General features: G+C 37.8%; 13 protein-coding genes and 1 pseudogene. 4 read left to right on the forward strand and 10 right to left on the reverse strand.

Features of this window, described 5'->3' with window-relative positions; genetic code table 11:
* Positions 1-122: 122 nt before the first annotated feature.
* From HX13_RS11205 to HX13_RS11225, 5 genes are read right to left on the reverse strand one after another with little or no spacing between them, the layout of a single operon-like run.
* Entirely contained in the window at positions 123-1,562 is a 1,440-nt protein-coding gene (locus HX13_RS11205) for a glycoside hydrolase family 30 protein (protein ID WP_050021138.1), read from the reverse strand.
* A gap of 36 nt (positions 1,563-1,598) precedes the next feature.
* A complete protein-coding gene (locus tag HX13_RS11210) occupies positions 1,599-2,405 on the reverse strand; it encodes a family 16 glycosylhydrolase (RefSeq protein WP_050021139.1) in 807 nt (268 codons plus the stop codon).
* Between the two features lie 19 nt (positions 2,406-2,424).
* Positions 2,425-3,846 carry a glycoside hydrolase family 30 protein gene (locus HX13_RS11215; RefSeq protein ID WP_050021140.1) on the reverse strand — a complete coding sequence of 474 codons (1,422 nt, stop codon included), beginning with the start codon at positions 3,844-3,846 and terminating at the stop codon, positions 2,425-2,427.
* 3 nt (positions 3,847-3,849) lie between these two features.
* Positions 3,850-5,397 carry a RagB/SusD family nutrient uptake outer membrane protein gene (locus HX13_RS11220; RefSeq protein ID WP_050021141.1) on the reverse strand — a complete coding sequence of 516 codons (1,548 nt, stop codon included), beginning with the start codon at positions 5,395-5,397 and terminating at the stop codon, positions 3,850-3,852.
* Positions 5,398-5,408: 11 nt separating this feature from the next.
* Positions 5,409-8,297: a SusC/RagA family TonB-linked outer membrane protein gene (locus HX13_RS11225; RefSeq protein WP_050021142.1), complete on the reverse strand. Its 2,889-nt coding sequence runs from the start codon at positions 8,295-8,297 to the stop codon at positions 5,409-5,411.
* A 209-nt stretch (positions 8,298-8,506) separates the two neighbouring features.
* Here HX13_RS11225 and HX13_RS11230 point away from each other — a divergent pair, with 209 nt between their 5' ends.
* The 4 genes from HX13_RS11230 to HX13_RS11245 all read left to right on the forward strand — a co-directional run bounded on the left by HX13_RS11230 (position 8,507) and on the right by HX13_RS11245 (position 13,927).
* Positions 8,507-9,694, forward strand: coding sequence for an MFS transporter (locus tag HX13_RS11230; RefSeq protein WP_128572366.1), 1,188 nt, complete (start codon positions 8,507-8,509; stop codon positions 9,692-9,694).
* A 21-nt stretch (positions 9,695-9,715) separates the two neighbouring features.
* A complete protein-coding gene (locus tag HX13_RS11235; RefSeq protein ID WP_050021143.1) occupies positions 9,716-10,504 on the forward strand; it encodes an NUDIX hydrolase in 789 nt (262 codons plus the stop codon).
* Between the two features lie 128 nt (positions 10,505-10,632).
* Positions 10,633-11,811: an acyl-CoA dehydrogenase family protein gene (locus HX13_RS11240; protein WP_050021144.1), complete on the forward strand. Its 1,179-nt coding sequence runs from the start codon at positions 10,633-10,635 to the stop codon at positions 11,809-11,811.
* Positions 11,812-11,971: 160 nt separating this feature from the next.
* The gene (locus tag HX13_RS11245; RefSeq protein ID WP_050021145.1) at positions 11,972-13,927 is read left to right on the forward strand and encodes a T9SS type A sorting domain-containing protein; all 1,956 of its coding nucleotides are present in this window, start codon (positions 11,972-11,974) and stop codon (positions 13,925-13,927) included.
* A gap of 71 nt (positions 13,928-13,998) precedes the next feature.
* Here the strand turns inward: HX13_RS11245 and HX13_RS11250 are convergent, their stop codons facing one another.
* The 5 genes and pseudogenes from HX13_RS11250 to rsmG all read right to left on the reverse strand — a co-directional run bounded on the left by HX13_RS11250 (position 13,999) and on the right by rsmG (position 20,878).
* A complete protein-coding gene (locus HX13_RS11250; RefSeq protein WP_050021146.1) occupies positions 13,999-16,365 on the reverse strand; it encodes a patatin-like phospholipase family protein in 2,367 nt (788 codons plus the stop codon).
* A 185-nt stretch (positions 16,366-16,550) separates the two neighbouring features.
* Positions 16,551-19,239: pseudogene (locus tag HX13_RS11255) on the reverse strand (PD-(D/E)XK nuclease family protein).
* A complete protein-coding gene (locus HX13_RS11260; RefSeq protein ID WP_050021147.1) occupies positions 19,236-19,772 on the reverse strand; it encodes a DUF922 domain-containing protein in 537 nt (178 codons plus the stop codon). Before HX13_RS11260 ends, HX13_RS11255 begins: the two are co-directional and overlap by 4 nt.
* Positions 19,772-20,179, reverse strand: coding sequence for a hypothetical protein (locus tag HX13_RS11265; RefSeq protein WP_050021148.1), 408 nt, complete (start codon positions 20,177-20,179; stop codon positions 19,772-19,774). The genes HX13_RS11260 and HX13_RS11265 overlap by 1 nt, the downstream gene beginning before the upstream one ends.
* 63 nt (positions 20,180-20,242) lie before the next feature.
* Positions 20,243-20,878: a 16S rRNA (guanine(527)-N(7))-methyltransferase RsmG gene (rsmG, locus tag HX13_RS11270; RefSeq protein ID WP_050021149.1), complete on the reverse strand. Its 636-nt coding sequence runs from the start codon at positions 20,876-20,878 to the stop codon at positions 20,243-20,245.
* Positions 20,879-20,915 lie beyond the last annotated feature (37 nt).

Raw genomic sequence — 20,915 nt, forward strand, 5'->3', positions numbered from 1 at the left:
TGCAAATAAGGGTTTACATAGTTATGAAATAAGCTGTTTAAGTAAAGCTTATTTCAGGGGCCAAACAAACCGGCGGCCTCTTCGAGGCCGCCGGTTCTGTTAAAAATAAAATTAATATGAAATTATAAAATTACGGTCTGTATAGAATGCGCGGGAGCTGTCAGCCGGGCAGCCATTCCTTCAATCCATAGATTGGTATCAATATCAGTATCGGAATCATTCATGATAACCGTCACCAACTGTCCGTTCTCATTCATAAAAGCTGTTGACGTCAGGGCTGCTCTGTTGGAAGAGCTGCCGATTCTTTGAGCATTGGGTTTGATGAATTTTGAGACATGCCCTACATAATAATACTCATAGGTATAGTACACCTCCCCTGTTTTTGTATCAGCAATAATAGGGGCAAAGCAAAAATTGCCTTTATGGTTGGGGCCGCCTGTTTCATCCAGTAAAACGTTCCAGTCTGTCCACAAAGCATTTCCTTTATTGAAATCATTCAGCATATTCTTCCCGTACAGCTCTCCCAGGCTTACATCATAGATTTTGTCCATATTAAACTGTTCCTTGCATCCCTCAGTAAAGGCCAGAAACTTATCCGGAAATGCCCTGTGAGTTTCTGCCAGGTTGTCAAACAGCTGGGTTTTGTTATTCCAGGTTTCGTACCAGTGATATCCGATACCGTGGGCATATTTTGAAGTTTCCGGATCAGCCAGGGTGGTGGTGGCTCTTTGGTAGATCAGATCCCTGTTATGATCCCAGATCATCACTTTTTTATCTTTATATCCGTTTTTCCAAAGGGTTGGTCCCAGGTTGTTTTTCAGAAACTCTCCTTCTTCTTCCGCTGTGTAAATACAGGATTCCCAGCTTTGGGTAGCCATAGGTTCGTTTTGAACGGTTAAGCCCCAAACGTTGATTCCTCTTTTTTCATATTCTCTTATGAATTTAATATAATAGTCTGCCCAGGTCTGGTAATATTGATTTTCCAGTCTTCCACCTTTGTATAAACTTTTATTGGATTTCATCCATGCCGGCGGGCTCCATGGTGAAAAATAAAAGATAAAATTTTTTCCTATCGCTTTCTGTGCTTCACGAATCATGGGAATCTTATACTTTTCGTCATGGGCTACCGTAAAAGATTTCAAAGAAGTATCATGATCTGCCACATAGGTGTATGAATCACTTGAAAAGTCGCAGGAGTTCATATTGGTTCGGACTACTGTATACCCCAGCCCGTCTTTACCATAATAAGCGTTTAAAATTTCTTTCTGCTTATTCTCAGGCATTTTATAAAAGGTTTCTGCAGCAGCATCGGTGATTGCCCCACCAATTCCTATCAGCTTCTGATATTTAAAATTAGGAGCTACAAAAATACAGGCTTCCGTTTCTTTGGGCTGACCAAATTTTTCGAACTTCACGGTCCCCTTATCCACCATTTTCTCATTAGCCTTTGAATGGGTAAGAATTACCTTAGCTGTTTTTCCTTCATTTTTTTTCCAATAGTTTTGAGCATTGGCATTGAAAACAACACCTACCACAAAACAGCTTACAATTAGTTTTCTCATGATTTTTTATTTTTGGACCCCTGGTCCTCTTTTTCATTAATTATTTTGATAGACCCTTACATAGTCTATATAATATTTCTGTGGGAAAACAGCGTCATCAATTCCTTCTTTTCCGCCCCAGAAGCCACCTATTGCCAGATTGAGTATAATAAAGCAGGGTTGATCAAAAGGCCATGCTTCATAGACTTTCTCTTTATTTTCGTAGGTGAAAAACTTCATGTCGTCAACATAAACATCAATTTTTTCCGGTGTCCACACCGCTTTATATACATGAAACGTTTCACTAACATCCTTTACAAATAGGGTATCTGTTTTCTGTGTCCCCCGGATATGGTTGTATTTTTGAGTATGTACCGAGGCGTGTATGTATCCTTGATTGAAACCTACATGTTCCATAATATCAAGCTCGCCATCATCCGGCCATTTCTTCATATTTTCACTCATCATCCAGATTGCCGGCCATGTTCCGCGGCCTTTGGGAAGCTTGGCCCGAACTTCTACAGTTCCGTATTGAAAAGAAAATTTTCCTTTCGTTAAAAGTCTAGCTGAGGTATATGAATTGTTTTTCCACCTTTCTTTTCTTGCTTCAATCACCAGATTGCCGTTTTCCATCCGGGCATTTTCCGGTCTGTTCAGAGTATAAAACTGGGCTTCATTATTGCCGAAACCATTTCCTCCCACATCGTAGTTCCATTTTGAAGAATCCGGGAGCCCTTTTCCATTAAATTCATCACTCCAGATCAGCCTTCTGCCGGAATCTGCTTGCCTTGAAATACAGCTCATTGCAGATAAAGCCAGGATTACTATACAAAGTTGTGTGATATTTTGAAGTGTAAATTTCATTCCCGATCTCTGGTATTCATTAAAAAATATAGGTTGCTGCTGAATTTCCGGGGATTATTACAGCTGTTTTATTTTTCCCATTATAGATGATGTTAAAATTTTCATCCGATTTGCTATCATTCTGGACAATCAGGACTGTTTTTCCGGCGGGAGTCTTAAAAGCTGCTGTCGAAAGATTTCCTGTCTGAGTAGAGGCAATACGCTGTGATCCCGCGGGAATAAATTTGGATGCATGAGCAATAATGTAATAAGAAACATTTCTGGTAAAATTCTCTTTGTCAGAAACGGTAATCGCTCCCTTACATTCTGTACATCCGCCTTCTGTATGCGGTCTGTATTCCTGATCATTAGCCAGGTTCCATTCCAGTGCTATTGTACTCCAATTTCTCATAGACCCGATGATCACATTTTTAGTATGCCAGTTCAGGTCTTCATTAAAAGTTCCTTTTGATCCTGTCCATTGTTCCGTAAAATAAAGATTTTTTTCCGGAAAAGCCGCATGAACAGTACTTAAAGCTGATATTTCTCCTTCATAAAGATGGAAAGCAGAACCGTCAATATACTGATAAGCATCCGGATCTTTCAGAATATCAAGAACATATTCCGGCTTATTGCAGTTATGATCATAGATCACAATTTTAGTATTAATTTTATGAGATCGGAAAGCCGGACCTAAATATTGCCTGATAAAGTGTTTCTGCTGTTCGGATGGCATATATAAACTCGGGTTATTTCCCGGATGCAAAGGTTCATTCTGCGGAGTAATGGCATCAATGGTGATTCCTTCTCTCTTCATTGCCTGGATATATTTCACAAAATAATTAGCATATACACCGTAAAACTCAGGTCGTAAGCTTCCTCCTTTTGATTTCCCGTTGTCTTTCATCCATACCGGTGCCGACCAGGGCGCTGCGATAATTTTAATAGCCGGATTAATCTGTAAAATTTCTTTCAGCATGCTGATCAATGCTTTGTCCTTAATCAGGCTGAATTTTGAAAGTGAAGGATCTGTCTCTCCTTCCGGTACATCATTATAAGAAAAAACTTCTCTATCAAGGTCGGAAGCTCCTATGCTTAATCGCAGATAGCTGATTGAAATGGAGTTTTTACCGCTCCCGAAAAGCTCATTAAGCAGGGCCTTTCTTTTGGAAGGCGATAAACGGTTGATTACCTCTACACTCCCTCCGGTCAATGTATATCCGAATCCGTCAACATATTGAAACTTTTGGGCAGCATCAATTTCAATAGACTGAAAGTCGTCGGAATGACTTATAAATCTTGACTGATTCTGAAGTTGCAATTTAACACTTCCATCACCTTTCGTAAGCCAGTACTCTACTTCATTTCCTTTATCCCGGACAGTACATGACAAAGGAAAAAGTACCACACCACCAAGTAGTGTGGCACCTATAAAGAAACTATATAAGTTGTGAAACTTCATGGGTTAATAGCCGGGATTTTGATGCAAAGAAGTATTGGGCAATTCATTAAACGGAATAGGTAAAATTTCATTTTTGCCTCCTTTGAATCCTTTAAAAGCAAGTTTGGAAGGTGCATCTCCCCATCGTACAAGGTCAAACCATCGGTGTCCTTCCCCGGCAAGCTCCCTCCTTCTTTCATCTTTAATTGCCTGCATAGAAACAGGAACGGAAGGTAAACCTACTCTGGCTCTTACCGCATCCAATAAAGCCTGTGCTCTTCCTCCTGCAGCTCCTAAAGCTTCTGCTTCCATCAGATAGGTATCTGCCAGCCTTATCGCAATATAATTCTGTCTGAAATTCAACTCTGGTGGCCCGGGAAGTGAACTTTTCAGGTCGTTGGTAGGCATATATTTATTCAAGAAATATCCGGTATCTGCAAACGCCGGGCTGTAGGTGATTTTCCCTTCATTCACCAATTGCTTTGCATTGAAAATCGTTACTGCCAATCTCGGATCTCCCTGCATAAAATTAAACAGATCTTCCGTTACGGTGTTAAATGCCCATCCTGCATATAAATCCGGTGCATTATTATTGGGTATCGTTGTTAAATTATAAGAACGTGGTCCCAGCATAACATTGATAGAATTTCCTTCATCTTTTCCCTGTCCCCAGAATCCCCAATCGGAATTTCCTTTATTGGTATGCATGACTTCCAGAATAGATTCTGTTGAAAACTTATAAGGATCAGCCGTTTCCGGGCCTACCTTAAACAGATCGGCATAATTGGCTACAAGTTTATATCCATACTGGCTTGTTCCTCCCGGTGTACCATTCACTTCTGCAAATTGTGCTGCAGCTTCCGGCATCTTTTTATCATAAAGATAGATTTTCCCCAATATTGCTCTGGCAGTTCCCTGCGTAATTCTTCCTCTGTCATTTCCGCTTGCCGTCATCATTAAATCCGGAATGGCAGCGTTGATATCACTTTCTATTTGTGTATAAACCTCGCTTGGTTTTGCCTGTGGGATATGCCAGTAATCATCATCAAATTTTACACTTTTAAGCACCAGCGGAATATTTCCGAACATTCTTAGAAGCTCAAAATAGTACAGTGATCGCAAAACCTTAGCCTCAGCAATAAATCTTTTTTTCAGATCCTCACTCATTGAAGCTCCCGGTACCCTTTCTATTAAAAGGTTAGCACGGGCAATCCCCTGATAATAATCTCTCCAGTAACTTGCAGGCATGGTATTCGGGTTCAGGGAATAATTATTAAAACCCTGTATTCCTGCCCCATCATTAGAGTTTCCCCCTCCTGAATAAAAATCGTCGGAACCTGCATTAAAAAATGTAACCGTATTTTCAAAGCCTCCGGAATATTTCCTTAGAACATCATATACAGAAACCAATGCGCTGAAAGACTGCTGCTCATTTTTAAAATATAAATCCGTGTTAAAAGACCCTGAATTCTGCACATCATCCAGGTATGACCCACTACAGCTAATATTGCTAAAACTCAGACCCGTTAAAAATGTAATGGCAATCCCTTTATATAAAAATCTGTTTTTCATGTTTTTACGTATTAAAATTGAATATTTGCTCCCAGTAAGAATGTTCTGGCTTGTGGATAGTAAGCCCTGTCAACCCCGATAATATCTTGTTCAGAATTATTCCTTCCGGCAATTTCCGGATCATAGCCTGTATATTTTGTGAAGGTAAAAAGATTTTCCCCGGTGATATACAGCCTTACTTTATTCATTCCGAAACGGCTTGTAACATCCTGAGGCAATGTATAGCCTAACTGGATAATTTTCACACGGACGTAATCTCCTTTCTGAAGGTAATAGTTTGACATCCAGGAATAATTGTGGTTTGGATCATTCCTTGTTACCCTCGGGTTGTCATTTGTAGATCCCTCTCCTGTCCATCGGTCCAAAATTCTTGTCTGGTAATTGGCATCAAGGATATCCAGTCTTCTTAGTCCCTGGAAAATTTTATTCCCCGCCTGTCCTTGCGCAAATACCATAAAATCAAAATTCTTATAATTTAAATTCACAGTAAGCCCAAAGGTATATTTCGGAATAGAACTTCCTAAGTTGACTTTATCTTCTTCATCAATTTTACCATCCCCGTTGTTATCCTGCCAGATAAAATCCCCCGGTCTGGCATTCGGTAATAGTTTGTCCCCATTGGCATTTACGTAGGCATCAATTTGTGCCTGATTCTGGAAAACACCACTATAGGTCTGGCCATAAAATGATCCGTATGGCTGCCCGACAGCTACTCTTGATACGGCTCCCATTGTCTGAAAGGAAGCAAGATTGAAGTAATTAATATCATCCTCCAGTCGCAGTACCTTGTTTTTTATCGTAGCAAAATTTCCGTTTACGGATATACTGAAATCTTCCCAGTTCTTTTTATAACCCAGTTCAAGTTCCAATCCTGAGTTTTCCATATCCCCTACATTCGACCAGGGCAAATTAGGAACCCCTACATATCCCGGAATATTGATCTGTCTTAAGATATCAGTAGTTTTCTTTCTATACCAATCTGCAGTAAGGGTGAAATTCTTAAACAGTTTTAAGTCTGCAGCAATATTAAACTGGCTGGTTTGTTCCCATTTTAAGTTGGGATTTTCCAGAGTACTTGGTGCATATCCAATAATGATATTATTTCCGGCATTTGTGTAATTGCTTCCTGAAACCATAAAACTCGCAAACCTGAAGTTCTCCATTTCATCGTTCCCTAAAACTCCGTAACCTCCTCTCAATTTCAAACTATTAACCACTTTGTTTTCCGGCCAAAAGTTTTCTTTGTGCACATTCCAGCCTAAAGACATGGAAGGGAAAGTTCCCCAATGCTGGTTCGTGGCAAATTTTGAAGAACCGTCCCTACGGATGGTCCCTGTGAATAAATACTTATCAGCATAATCATAAATAACTCTACCAAAATAAGAAGCCTTACGGGTCTGGATTCCGTCCCAGCCTTTTGCTACAATATCATCCTGAGGAATATCAAAATTAAAAGAAGCCTCTGTCCAGTTGTCGATAGGTAAATTACTATACGTCAGGCTGGCACCTCCGGATATATTGTACCGGTATACTCCCTGTCCTACCAATACACTTAGATTATGATTACCGAATTTATTTTGATAGGTCAACGTATTTTCCATACTCCATTCAAACTTATTTTCGTCCACCTTATTCAGACTATTGAAACCTGTGTTGCTATAATTAGGACTTAAATAATATTTGGGTGTAAAGGTTCGGCTTCCCCAATAGGATTTCTTACCGTTAAGACTTGTTTTGAATGTAAAATGATCAAGGAATTTAAGTTCAGCAAAAATATTACCTACAAAATCATCCGACCAATTGTGGTTACCTTGCTGAATAGCACGGAAAGCTCTTGGATTCGTCATTTCATTGTTTACATACCGCGAGATACCATAAGGGCGGCCTTCAGGATCCCGAATGATGTAAGGGTTTGTATAGCCGTTGGGGTCTACCATCGACCAGTCTGTCACCACCACCGGAGTTGTAGGATCCAGGTTCACTGCCGAAGCCAGAGGACCTCCATATTCTTCATTGGCGCTCACTCCCTGAGATTTTGTGTGGGTATAAGCAAAGGTTTGCCCTAAAGTTAAATAATCAGTAACCTTATGAGTTGAGTTGAACCTTCCGTTTATCCTTTTGTAGTAAGAGATATCACTCATTACAATGCCGGTCTGATCAAAGTATCCAAATGATGTATAATAACTTGATTTATCATTGCCACCCGTGATGCTTACTTCGTGAGAGGATTTTTCACCCGTTCCGAAAATCGTATCCTGCCAGTTGGTTCCTTTTCCAAATGCTTCAGGATTGGAAAATCTTGGGGCACCCCCATCATTTACCAATCCTTCATTGATGATTTTTGCATATTGGGTGGCATCCAGAAGATCCAATTTTTTAGAGGCATTTGAAAAACCGTAAAACCCGTTATAAGAAAGACTGAGTCTTCCCTTTTTGCCTTTTTTGGTAGTAACCAGAATTACCCCTTTTGCCGCAGAGACACCGTAAATAGCAGATGATGCTCCATCTTTCAAAACTTCGATACTCTCTATGTCAGATTGATTGAGCCATCCGATGTTATCTACAACAATTCCATCAACAACCCATAAGGGGCTATTACTTCCTGCCCCAAAACTGGTAATTCCACGTACCCTTACTGTGGCAGGTGCCCCGGGCTGTCCGGAATTGGTTACTACCGAAACTCCTGCAGCCCTTCCCTGCAGTACCTGTTCCGGTTTACCTGCCGGGATATTTTCTATGTCACTGGCTTTAATACTTGCTATAGCTCCGGTTACATTACTCTTTTTTTGAGTACCATAACCAATCACTACAATCTCATCTATTTTGTTTTCCTTTGAAACGGTGTCCTTCACTGTTGTCTGGGCACTGAAATTAGCTGTAAAATAGAGGACAGCCACCATTCCTACGCTTCTCGATATTTTTTACATTCATATACAGTTATTATTTTAATTCTCAAATTTGAGACAATAAAAATATATTTTTTTTCAATTAATTAACATTTCATTAATAATTATTTTAATTTTTCGTTTATTTTTGGGACTTGAAAGCCTTATCTTTCTACCCATAATTCATAAATATTTATAAAAATCCAATTCAGATACTCCCCAAAATGGCAACCAAGCTTTCTCAAATTTCACTTCCTCTAAAATTAACTTTCCTGATTTTTTCCATGGTTTTAAATTGCATGGGACTTATCATTCTGCAGTTGTCTGAGGCAAAAATCACCTATGGAGAACTGGGAATGCTGGAGTCTTTTAAAGATCTTCCCATCGCTTTTATCTCTCTTTTTGCCGTGAGTTTCATTAACAGGACCGGAACAAAAAAAGCCATAATCCTTGCTTTGGTTATTGTAGGAATTTGCTCATCGCTACTTCCTTTTATAGCAGACTTTTGGTTTTATAAAGTGTGGTTTGCAATCATTGGAGCCTGCTTTGCGATAGGCAAAATCTGTGTTTTCGGAATCATAAGGAATAATATTTCTGATGAAAAAGCGTTGGCAAAAACCATGAACAGCGTAGAAGCATCCTTTATGATAGGCATTTTTGTAGTCAATACCGGCTTTGGCTGGCTGATTTCCAGCCAGTACTCCGAATTCTGGAAATCCGGATTTTTACTGATCACACTTCTCTCTGCAGTAACGATATTTTTGTTTTCGAGAATAGAAATTTCAGAAGCAGGCACCACAGAAAACAAGAGCCTTATTTCTGAATTGTCAGGTTTTACCACATTTCCTGTATTACTGTTTCTGGGGGTTATTTTCTTTATTGTTTTTGTAGAACAGGGATTTAATTCGTGGCTTCCTTCTTTTTACAAAAATCACCTGAAAGTCAATTCTTTTTTTGCTTTACAGGCCTCTTCTTTTCTGGCTCTTTTCTCTTATGCCGGAAGAACTGTCACGGCTAATATTATCAGGAATTTCCCACTAACAGGATATTATGTGTCATGCATTTTTTTAATTATAACCATTCTTGTCATTATTCTGGGAATACAATATTTTGATCATGAAAATTCCAGGCTGCTGCTTTTTCTGTTTCCGGTGATCGGTTTGTTTCTGGCACCACTTTACCCTGTTATTAATTCAAAAATGATTGCCACCATCGGTAAGGCTAAGATCAATCTTTTCACTTCACTGATTGTTATTTTCTCCTCTCTGGGCAGCTCTGTAAGCTCTATCATTATGTCACTATTGTTTGAAAAAAAACTGTTAAATTTTTATCCTTTATATATTTTAGGCTCCGTACTTATTCTTTTTATGATTAGTTTAGTATATTTTAAATTCTCTCGAAAGAATAGCTAGAAAATATTTATTTTTACGGCCATGAAAATTAAAGACACAAAAAATAAAGAAACCCTTCAGGAGCTTATCGATACTAAAGATTTTGTAGCCCATGTATCGGTAGACTGTACAATATTCGGTTTTCATAACAACATTTTGAAGGTATTGCTTTTAAAGTATCATGATCTGGATTTATGGTCACTCCCGGGCGGTTTCGTATTTAATGATGAAGATCTCCGGGAAGCAGCTGCAAGGGTATTATTTGAGAGAACACACCTTAAAGACTTGTTTTTAAAGCAGTTTCATACTTTCGGAAGAATAGACCGTACAGAAAATAACGTTCACCAGATTCTTCTTCAAAACAAAGGAATAGAGGTTCCGAAAGATCACTGGATTTTCCAAAGATTTATAACGGTTGGCTACTGCAGCCTTATCGATTTTTCAATAGCCAATACTTTTCCTGATGCTTTCAATGAAAGCTGTGAATGGTTTGAAGTTAGCAAGTTACCTAAGATGGCTTTTGATCACGACAGGATCATAGAAACGGGTCTGGAATACCTGCGGATGAATATCAATACGGAAGTGGCAGCAAGTAATCTTCTTCCGGAAAAGTTTACAATGAAAGACCTTCAGTCACTTTATGAAACAATATTAGGACAGAAGTTCAGGAGAAATAATTTTCAGCGGAAAATTTTAAGTTTAAATATTCTTGACAGACTTGAAAAATTATATGATGGCTCAGCAAATAAAGCCCCTTACCTGTATAAATTCAAAAGCAAAGTTCATAATGCCCCTAATCAGTATCCTATATCCAACGATGAGGAGGTCTGAAAATGAAAAACAGAGCACTAAAATACCATAAATAACGCTATACAATTGAAAATCAACAATAACAGAAGTTGAGAAAAAAATTTCCCAGACAAGACGAAAATTGTTATTTTTAACAAAATCAAAAAATCATGTCATATTATCCTCTTACAAGCATCCCTGATTATTACGGTATAGATGCTTTACTTACTGAAGAACACAAACTAATCCGCCAATCTGTAAGAGACTGGGTAGAAAGTTTTGTAATGCCACAGATTGATCAGGCAGCACAAAACCATACAGATCTTCCCGGCCTGATGAGAGAATTAGGAAAAATTGGGGCTTTAGGTCCATATATCCCGGTGGAATATGGCGGTTCAGGATTAGACCAGATTTCTTACGGTTTAATCATGCAGGAGTTGGAAAGAGGAGATTCTGCAGTACGTTCTGCTGCATCTGTGCAAAGCTCACTGGTAATGTTTCCTATCAACGAATTCGGTTCTGAAGAGCAGAAAAGAAAATACCTTCCTAAGCTTGCTGCAGGAGAAATGATCGGGTCTTTTGGGCTGACTGAGCCTAATCACGGCTCTGACCCGGGTTCTATGGAGACTTATTTTAAAGATATGGGAGATCATTATCTTTTAAATGGTGCCAAAATGTGGATCACCAATTCACCGTTATGCGATATCGCTGTGGTTTGGGCAAAAAATGAAGAAGGAAAAGTACAGGGACTCATCGTTGAAAGAGGAATGGAAGGCTTCACCACTCCGGAAACACACAATAAATGGAGCTTAAGGGCTTCAAAAACAGGAGAACTGGTATTCAATAATGTGAAAGTTCCTAAAGAGAATTTACTTCCGGGAGTTACAGGACTTAAAGGGCCACTTTCTTGTCTGAACTCTGCCAGATATGGAATTTCATGGGGAGTAATCGGTGCTGCTATCGACTGTTACTGCACTGCAGTTCAATATTCGAAAGAAAGAAAACAATTCGGTAAACCAATCGGCTCCTACCAGCTTCAGCAAAAGAAATTAGCCGAATTCCTGACAGAAATTACAAAAGCACAATTGTTATGTCTTCAGCTGGGAAATCTTAAAAATGATCATAAGGCTACTCCTGCACAAATTTCAATGGCAAAACGAAACAACGTAAAAATGGCTATTGATATCGCAAGAGAATCAAGACAAATACTTGGAGGTATGGGAATTATGGGAGAATTCCCAATGATGAGACACGCTGCGAATTTAGAATCGGTTATCACCTATGAAGGGACTCATGATGTTCATTTGTTAATCACCGGTTTAGATATTACAGGAATCAACGCTTTTTAAATCAAAGCAAAATATACCGAAAGAGTCTGGCCCATGGACCAGACTCTTTTATTTTAGTCACTTTCAGGAGATTTGATATTCAATGAATAATTATTAATGTCATAATTTTTAATTAAATTTATTAAATACACTATATTGATACCACTATAAAAATATCAATATGAGAAAAATCGCCGTTTTTTTATTAGGATTAGCCGCACCATTTTACTTTGCCCAGCAACCCGGTGATCTGGTAAGCGTAGAACAGAAACTGGACTTAACCCCGCAAGGTGTTGTCAATTTTATTGCAAATAATCTTGGAGAACAGAATGCTCCTGATTTTGTAAATTATCTTAACGGGTTTAATGTGGGAGTAAAAGGTTATAAAATTACCTATTACACTAAAAATGAGAATAATAACCTGGTAAAGGCAACCGGACTTCTTATGTTTCCCAATGTGGGATTTAAGCTTTCAACAGTAGTTTCAGATCATGGTACAACCGACAGCAGGCATAATGTCCCCTCCAATTTTAAAGGAACATTAACAGCCGGGTTTGTTGTTGAATTATCGTATGTACTTAACGGATATATTTTAATGGCTCCTGATTACGTAGGGATGGGAACAGGAGAAGGTACTCACCCGTATGTAGATTATGCCACAGAAGCCGGGGCTACCATAGATTTTGTAACGGCAGCTGATAAAGTTTTGTCTCAATTGGGAGTAAAACGGTATGATGAATATTTCTTAGCGGGATATTCCCAGGGAGCCCATGCCGCAATGTCTACACTCAAGAAGTTAAGTGTGTCTAATCCTACTAATTTAAAATTTAAGTATGCTTATATGGGAGACGGCCCTTATGACTTCTCAGGGGTCACTCTCAATAAAGGGGTTTTGGAAAAAGATTTTTATCCTTTCACTGCATTTTTAGCCAATGTTCTGCATAGCTGCAATAATACCGGATATAAAACCTATACCAGCGATATTTCGGAAGTCATTTCTGCAGAATACCTGGACCGTTACAATTATCATGTAGTCCAGGATAACGGAGGGCTGCTTTGGGGTCCCGTTATATGGAGAAAGCTTTTTACCACCAATTTTATCAATGATGTGACCAATAATCCAGGTAACAAACTCAGACAATGTATGAAACCTAAGGATGTATACGATTGGTATAATAAAACTCCTATGACTTTGGGCCATTCTACCGTAGATCTGGCTATTCCACCCGAAAATACTTCCAAAACCATTGAAGTACAGCGTGGATATTATCCATGGTGGGATCTGAATAAATATAAACTTGACTCCTTTTACTGGGGGCCTTTGGGTCATATAGGAGGTATTGTACCTTTCGTTCTGGCATCAAATGCAAAATTCAATACATTGAGGAGCGGCGGCCTTTTAAATCAATGGGCTATTGCAGATTCCATTTTTGGCAAACAGTCCGCTCCAGTTCTCTCACAGGCTGATCCATTATCCTCTTCCCAGATAAAACCAGATCTTGGAACTATGCAACTGATTCAAATTACAGATTTCAACCAGGAAAAAGCCATAAGCAGATCAGCAGCAAACCGCAATTTATCTTCTTTAAAGGATGGAGTCTATCTTTTAAAAGTATCGGAAAACAATGAAGATAAATTGATTCCTTATATCAAAAGTACCCCAAAGGAAATTGCAGAAAATGAAATGGTTCAATCTGAAAATAATGCTGTTTTACAATTAAAAATTAATCCGCAGGAACTTTCCTCAGTACATATTTTTGATGAAAATAAAAACCTGGTTAAAACCATTTCCAATGAACAATACCAGGAAAACAACGGCATTGATATACGGAATCTGGAAAGCAGAAATTATATTTTTGAAGTGGTAACTCCGTTTTATAACCTTCAGTTTAAAAAATCAATCGGTCGTGGACTAACAGAAGACATTTCCGAGATTTATACGCAAAATCGTCAAATTAAAGCCAGATCGGGTGATGTTATCAAAAGCATTAGTATATACAGCATCTCCGGTACTTTGGTGCTTCAACAAGAGGTCAATAAATCCAGCTTTGAATCTGACAATTTAGAGCCGGGAGTATATGTGGTGCAAATCAGTCTTTCTAATGGTAAAGTAAACCATAAAAAAATAAAACTCTAACTATCCTCTTCTATTAATTTCAAGTTTAATTTTTTATTACACCTCATTTCTGTGGGGTGTATTTTTATGGATTAAAATTTAAATCCTATACTGAAATATATTCTCCAGAATTCAAGATAATCATTTCTTGAAATATTAAAACTGATTGGACCTAAGAGAGATTCATATCCGAGATTCAGTCCGTAACCCAGAATATTATAACTTTGTTTAAAAGGTGACAGCTCCTGACTGATTTTACCATAATGAAGGGAGGGTGTCAGGTACAATCGTCTCATGATTCTGTATTGAAGCGCTACTCCAGCTTTGGCAACAGAAGTTACAGGCAGCTCTTTCTGGCGTAATCCATTAAATTCGGGATTGAGTAAATCATAATTGTATTCACTTCCTCCCAGATTATATTTCTCATTAAGAAACAGATAAGGATATTTTCCCTCCTTCTGGGATCCGAAACTTGTTCCCAGGAATAGATTGCCTTTTACGGTCAGGCTTCTTGTAACAGGATGAGCAAAATTTTCATTTAAAGTAAATGAAACCAGATTTTCAGGCTGATAGTAATAATCTCCCTTAGGGTTTAAAATAGAATACAACTGAGGTTGTACCTGCTCTAAATCATACAATTCATATTGATCTCCATAATAAAACCTGGCGCTGGCCTGAAGATGATTTCCTTTGGTAGAAAAATATTTCTTGTTAAGGTTGTTCTGCTCAAATTTCAGAAAAGTATTAAAATTGCTGTGATTATATAGTTTTTTACTGTAATTATCATACCTTGTCTGATCTACTTTATCCAATAGACTATACATTCTTTCCGTACTGAATTCGGTACCTAAAGAAATAAATGCATTCGGTGTAACATTATAATTTAAGGCAATTTTCCCGGTTATATTTCTATACATATGATTAGGGAATCTGGCATTCTCACTTTCGCTATAAAGATCTACCAATCTAAAAGTCAGGTCATTACTTTTAAGATGTATCATTTTGGCTTCCGCTTCAAACCACCATCGATCTCCGGTACCCAGAAACTGCTGATACGCCAATCTGGCTTTAAAACGTTCTGAAATATCTACAGTTGCTAAAAATCTTGATCTGTTCATCAGGATATTCCGGTATGTATAATTTACAATAATTCCTACAGATTGTTCCGTATCATAGTGGAGAGCCAGTTTAAAGGCACCCTTTTTAGCTCTTTTCACAAAAATATTCATTACAAGATGGTCATTTTCAGCGGTATAGGTATAATACACTTTCTCATACTGACGCATCCCGAAAACCCGGTCAATGGCTTCGTTGATTGTTTTGGCATCATAATACTTTCCTTCCATCAATCCCATCTGATTTTTAATTACCTTTATTTCAGCAGTATCGGTAATTGGGGTTCCATCTTCTTCATTATATGTAAACTTTGCTGTTGGCATTTTTACTTCCTCAATCATCTGGTGCTCACTTTTAATACCCAGCTTTTTCTGCGCTTCTGCCAATGCTACAAATTCAGGAAGATGTTTTCTTGCTTCCGTTTCTCCAATTTTGATAATCCTTCTGAACTTTGCAAAGTCTTTGGTGGTAATATCTCCCAAAGGATCTACAAAATCTACCAGTATATCGGATAGTTCCTTCTGGTGTTTAAAATCTTCTACAGAACGGATTGCATGGGTTTGATAGATCATTTTCATCGGATTTTCAATTTCCTTTTTGGTAAAAAGCCTAAACCCTGTGTATCCTCCTATTACAAAATCAGCCCCCATCTGTCTGACTTCATTTGCAGGATAATTACGGTCCAAACCACCATCTACCAATAATTTTCCATCAATATAAACCGGGGCAAAAGCCGCCGGGATCGCTAAAGTGGCACGGATTGCCAAGGGCAAAGAGCCTTTTTTCTGCATAACCAATCCTCCGTTTTCTATATCAGAAGAGGTAAGCTCTACAGGGATCCTGAGCTTGCTGAAATCATTAATATGTTTTGCATTGAAGGTAAGGGTATTAAGAACTTCACCCATATATTGCCCTTCAATATAAGAACTGGGAAGTGTCGGAAACCCTTTTACCACCGGAAACTCAAGAATATATTTGTCATACTCTCCTTTTTCGCTGATATTCACTTTATTGTAAGGGATTTTATTACTTAAAATCCTGTTCCAGTCTACTTTATAAACGGTTTTCTTCAGCTGGTCAGCATTATACCCCATTGCATATAACCCGCCAAGAATACCTCCCATACTGGTTCCGGTAATATAGTCGATTTTAATACCGAGCGAATCAATCATTTTCAAAATACCGATGTGAGCAAATCCTTTGGCCCCGCCTCCACTTAGAGCGAGCCCGAATTTGGTATCCCTGGTTATATTTTGCAATGCTGTATCTAAAGTATCCGTTTTTTGTTGAGATTGTAGAGTAAAAGAGAAAATTATAGCCAATACTGTCAAAAGCTTTTTCATACGGTGCTGCGTTTGTTCAATTATCCTGAGATGAAAAGTTTACAGTAAATATACAATTATACCTCTAAAAAACTCTATGAGATTCAATAAAAACATTTTCCATTTTTTTGAGGAAAGGACTAAAAAAATTAATTAATAATTTTAAACGAGGTACAGAATTTTAGTAAAAATATAAACCGGACACCTTAATAAGACTTTATATTCTCTACAAAACTGATATCCGGATTGAGAATCTCCAGAATAAGGCTTTTAACAGATTTCATCGCCTCATCGATATCCCCTTTATCGAATTGTAACGCAACCATTCCTTTTTTGGCTTCTGCAAAGCTCCAGATTCCGGTTTCTATAGGAAAACCCCAGAATTCAGGAAGGTGTTGCACCACGTAATGATAAATACATAACTGAAGAGCCTGCTTCCGGTCACTATTATGGAAATAATCAGAAACATTGTCTTCGTCAATTTTCACATTAAGATTTTTAATTTTGGCAGTTTTATAATCGATAATTCTTAAAGTCCCATTCAGCTTATCGATTCTGTCGATAAAACCAAAAAAAGAAATTTTATCGTTTCCCTCCAGGTAAAATTCTACATTTTCAAACTTTCTTTCAATATCAACAATTTCTAATTTATTGCCCTGCTTTATTAATTCAAGATCATGATTGAGGATATTTTCAATTACTTTCTTAGCAATGGCTTTATGAATATAATTCATCCCTTTTTCATAGAATTCAGGCTGATGTTTCAGTTTTTCAATGGCAATATTAATATATTGATCTACAGCTTTAATTGAATTTCGCAAATCACTTTCTTTTAATAACTTACCTTTTAAAACTTCATATACTTCTTGAAGTGAGTAATGAACCAGATTTCCATAATTTTTCACTGATAATTCTTCCTCAATCTCATCGGTTTCCGAAGTGTTTAAAATCTTGGAAAGATAAAAATCGATAGGATTATAAAGATAACTTGTAAGGTGTGAAGCAGATACTTTCTCTTTCCATTTTTGGAGGCGTTCCATTACAATTCCCGTTTTAGCAATTTCAATAGGTTTTGTAGTAATGGGATCTGAAGAATTTTCAATAATCAAATGCTCAATCTCATGAGCACTTTCCATTTCAATCTGGGTAATAAACCTGCTTTTTTCTCCAGTATTCACACCGGAACTTAAAGCATTGTACAGTAAATGAACATTTCTGGCATCCTGAATAAGCCTGTAAAAGTGATATGCATAAATGCTGTCGTTTTCCAGAAATGTATGAAGATCAAAAACCTTACGGATATCAAAAGGAATATAGGTATTCTGTGAGTTCCCAAGGGGCAGTTTCCCTTCATTCACCGAAAGCATAATGACGTTCTCAAAATTCAGGAGACGTGTCTCCAGCAGCCCCATAATCTGTAGCCCCCGTAATGGTTCTCCCTGGAAATCTATACTTTCGGAATTAATATGCTGATTAATCAGAATTTCCAGTGTTTCCATTTTGATCTCAATATTATAGGGAGTCAGCTGGTTCTTGATAATCCTGAACGCATTTTCAAAATGAGAAACATTTTCGTACTGAATGTCATCTATTTCCAGCCATTTAACCTGTTGGCAAAATGCAATCAGCTTATCGAGATAAGAATGGGTACCCTCCGCTTTCTGAAGAAGTCCGAAATACGATAATTTGCCCAGAAGTTCATGCAAAAGCTTTCCGGAAATATAGACAATATTTCTTTCTTCAATCTTTGCTTTAAAATCATTAATGATGAGTTCATCTTCAGCAGATTTGGGCAATTCTTCCAAAATCGGAAAAATATCCCTGTAATAGTAAGACGATTTATTCTTCTCCAATTGCTTTTGCAGGTAAAAAAGACGTTTTTACTGCATTGGAAAAGGACAAGTTTTTCAAAGGAAATCCCATGGTAATATTCAGGCTTTCAATCCCGTGCATCACATCCAGGCTCGCAGGCAAAAGATTTTCATCAAGCAGCACTACCGCTGTATTGGAATAGGTTTTATTATTGATTTCCTTAAAAATCTCCGGCAGTACTTTTGTTTGGGTTACATTTCCTGAAACCTCATAAACCTTGATTTTTTTAGGCTGGCTGAAATCATCTTCAATCCATTGAAAAGCCCGGTGCTCATCAAATTCTTTCCACATTTTATGATTTCTGAGAAATTTCCCGGCTTCCTGTCTTTCATCATCAAAGTAATAACGGTCTGCCTGAAAAAAACACTGGGCCTTATCTTGTTTCAACAGGCTCCTGACGAGTTTTTCTTCAACCGGAGTAAAGGCGTTAAACCCACAAAAAACAAAATGTTCTGAAGTACTTTTCGCAAAACTTTCAATTTCGGCTTTTGCCGTTTCATGAATCATTCCTGAGGTAGCCCAGTTCCTTTCTTTTAATTTCTCTTTCAACTCCGGAAGAAAGACATTCATATTCCGCCAGAAATTAAGGAACTTTTTTCTGGGAACACCTTCGTCATCCCCTAGGTTCTGGGCCCATTCCTTAATCCTTTCCTCATCAAACATATATTGCAGTACTGCCTGATCACTGTCTGAAAATTTCAGAATATCGTCCCAATCTTTCTGCAAGGTCGGAAACCATTTTAAAAATTCTGCAAAATCTTCGTAAGGTGTAAAGTTCAGACTCCGGAATACATCATAAGAAAAAAGCCAGAGTGGTATTCCCTGAATAGGCTGCTTATCTGCAATCGTATTAATTAATTCCTCTATTGTGAAAAAATTAGGCAGGAAACCGGAGTAATTATTTTCCTCCAGAATCTGACGGATAAACACAATGGGACGCTTCCCGGGCAGAATGATATTGAACGCAGAAAGATCCGGGTTTTGCGCCAACAGTTCATGAATGATTTTATTGAGGAATTTCAAGGGGCTTTATAGCTTTTTAAATTTTCTAATTCTTGAGAAATTATCGTATTGTATTCTTCCTGTTTCTCTTTATTCATCCCATGGCGGGTTTCTTTATCATAAGAGACCTGAAAGTTTTTATAGCTGGCTGACATCTCATTATACACTGTTTTAAAAAACCTGTCATAATCCCCGGAAGTTTTAATTTTCTCTGCAATAGTTTTTCTGAATTTCCTTACAAACATCTCCGCTATATCAAAATGCTTCTGCTCATGCAGTAAAATATAATCATTGATTTTGTTTACATCCTTCCAGGATTTATCTTCATGAAAAACAGCCTTTATTTCAATACTTACGGGAGACTTTGGATTGGTAGATTTCACTACAGAATATTCCCAGCCACAGTTTGTATATGCTGCAACATCCGGATTACTTTTGCTTTTAACAGGACTCCTGAAATTATCCCAGACAAGTTTCTGCTCTTCTTTCCAGATTATTTTCTGACCATACAGGATACTCACAGTCAAAAAACAAAACATCCAGCCTAACTTCATTATTGCACCACAATTGTTTTGGTAATCCAGTTATTTCCACCGTTCCAAAATTTAAAGATATAGGTTCCCTTCTTCTGCGGACTGAAGTTGATTTGGCTGGCTCCCACATAGCTGCCTTGTGCACAAGGGCCGTTCGTAATGTATTTGTAAGAAGTAACGGTTCTTTCAAGGTTGGCATTATAGATATAATCGTATCCGTAGAAACCTTCACAATGAGACGGATAAGTAGAATAGGTTTTAATACTCTGAATGGTAAACACATCCATCGTATCATTCATGACTTTTACACTGTCTATTTTAATCTTGCCAATGGATTCTATGGTCTGGTAGTCTTCATCATCATTACACGAGACCAGAAACAGACCCGATAAAATCACCAAAAACCCAATGTTTAAAAGTTTTTTCATAACTTTTTAATTTCCCGATTATCAATAAATAGTTAGCAAAAATCATTCCTTATTGTTGTCAAATCAGGAACTAAAATTACCTTTTGACAAATAAACCACTTTTTTTGTGTCAAAGAATTCTTCTTCAAAATAATTTTTAAGATTGAAAATTTCGCATTTAATTCCTGCCAGTTCCTCTGCGAGATCTCCTCCTTTTAGATATAAAACACCATTATGCTTCTGATTGAACTGCTCTTTTTCAAACTTTCCTTTCAGCCATCTTAAAAACTCAGGCATCTGGGTAACTGCCCTGCTGACTACAAAATGAAATTTATCTTTTAATTTCTCAGCCCTTCCGTGAATGGCCGTTACATTTTTTAATCCGACACCTTCCGCTACAGCATTCACTACGTTTATCTTCTTCCCGATGGAATCAATTAAAGTGAATTCTGATTCGGGAAATAAAATTGCCAGAGGAATACCCGGAAAACCACCTCCGGTCCCGATATCAAGAACTTTCGTTCCCGGAGCAAACTCCATTACTTTGGCAATTCCCAGTGAGTGCAGGATATGTTTTTCATACAGCGACTCCATATCTTTTCTGGAAATCACATTAATCTTTTCATTCCATTCATTGTACAGTTTTTCCAATTGTGCAAACTGTTCCAGCTGCGTTTCTGTTAGATCCGGAAAGTATTTTAATAGTAACGATGTAGACATGTGAATTATTATAATCCGCAAAAATAAGTTTTTATTA

The sequence above is a fragment of the Chryseobacterium sp. P1-3 genome (assembly GCF_000738495.1).
Lineage (GTDB): Bacteria > Bacteroidota > Bacteroidia > Flavobacteriales > Weeksellaceae > Chryseobacterium > Chryseobacterium gallinarum.

Coding starts and splice junctions, on each gene's coding strand:
- HX13_RS11260 (WP_050021147.1), bottom strand. CDS start 19,772: ATGAAGTTAGGCTGGATGTTTTGTTTTTTGACTGTGAGTATCCTGTAT.
- HX13_RS11230 (WP_128572366.1), top strand. CDS start 8,507: ATGGCAACCAAGCTTTCTCAAATTTCACTTCCTCTAAAATTAACTTTC.
- HX13_RS11205 (WP_050021138.1), bottom strand. CDS start 1,562: ATGAGAAAACTAATTGTAAGCTGTTTTGTGGTAGGTGTTGTTTTCAAT.
- HX13_RS11215 (WP_050021140.1), bottom strand. CDS start 3,846: ATGAAGTTTCACAACTTATATAGTTTCTTTATAGGTGCCACACTACTT.
- HX13_RS11235 (WP_050021143.1), top strand. CDS start 9,716: ATGAAAATTAAAGACACAAAAAATAAAGAAACCCTTCAGGAGCTTATC.
- HX13_RS11210 (WP_050021139.1), bottom strand. CDS start 2,405: ATGAAATTTACACTTCAAAATATCACACAACTTTGTATAGTAATCCTG.
- HX13_RS11225 (WP_050021142.1), bottom strand. CDS start 8,297: ATGGTGGCTGTCCTCTATTTTACAGCTAATTTCAGTGCCCAGACAACA.
- rsmG (WP_050021149.1), bottom strand. CDS start 20,878: ATGTCTACATCGTTACTATTAAAATACTTTCCGGATCTAACAGAAACG.
- HX13_RS11220 (WP_050021141.1), bottom strand. CDS start 5,397: ATGAAAAACAGATTTTTATATAAAGGGATTGCCATTACATTTTTAACG.
- HX13_RS11250 (WP_050021146.1), bottom strand. CDS start 16,365: ATGAAAAAGCTTTTGACAGTATTGGCTATAATTTTCTCTTTTACTCTA.
- HX13_RS11265 (WP_050021148.1), bottom strand. CDS start 20,179: ATGAAAAAACTTTTAAACATTGGGTTTTTGGTGATTTTATCGGGTCTG.
- HX13_RS11240 (WP_050021144.1), top strand. CDS start 10,633: ATGTCATATTATCCTCTTACAAGCATCCCTGATTATTACGGTATAGAT.
- HX13_RS11245 (WP_050021145.1), top strand. CDS start 11,972: ATGAGAAAAATCGCCGTTTTTTTATTAGGATTAGCCGCACCATTTTAC.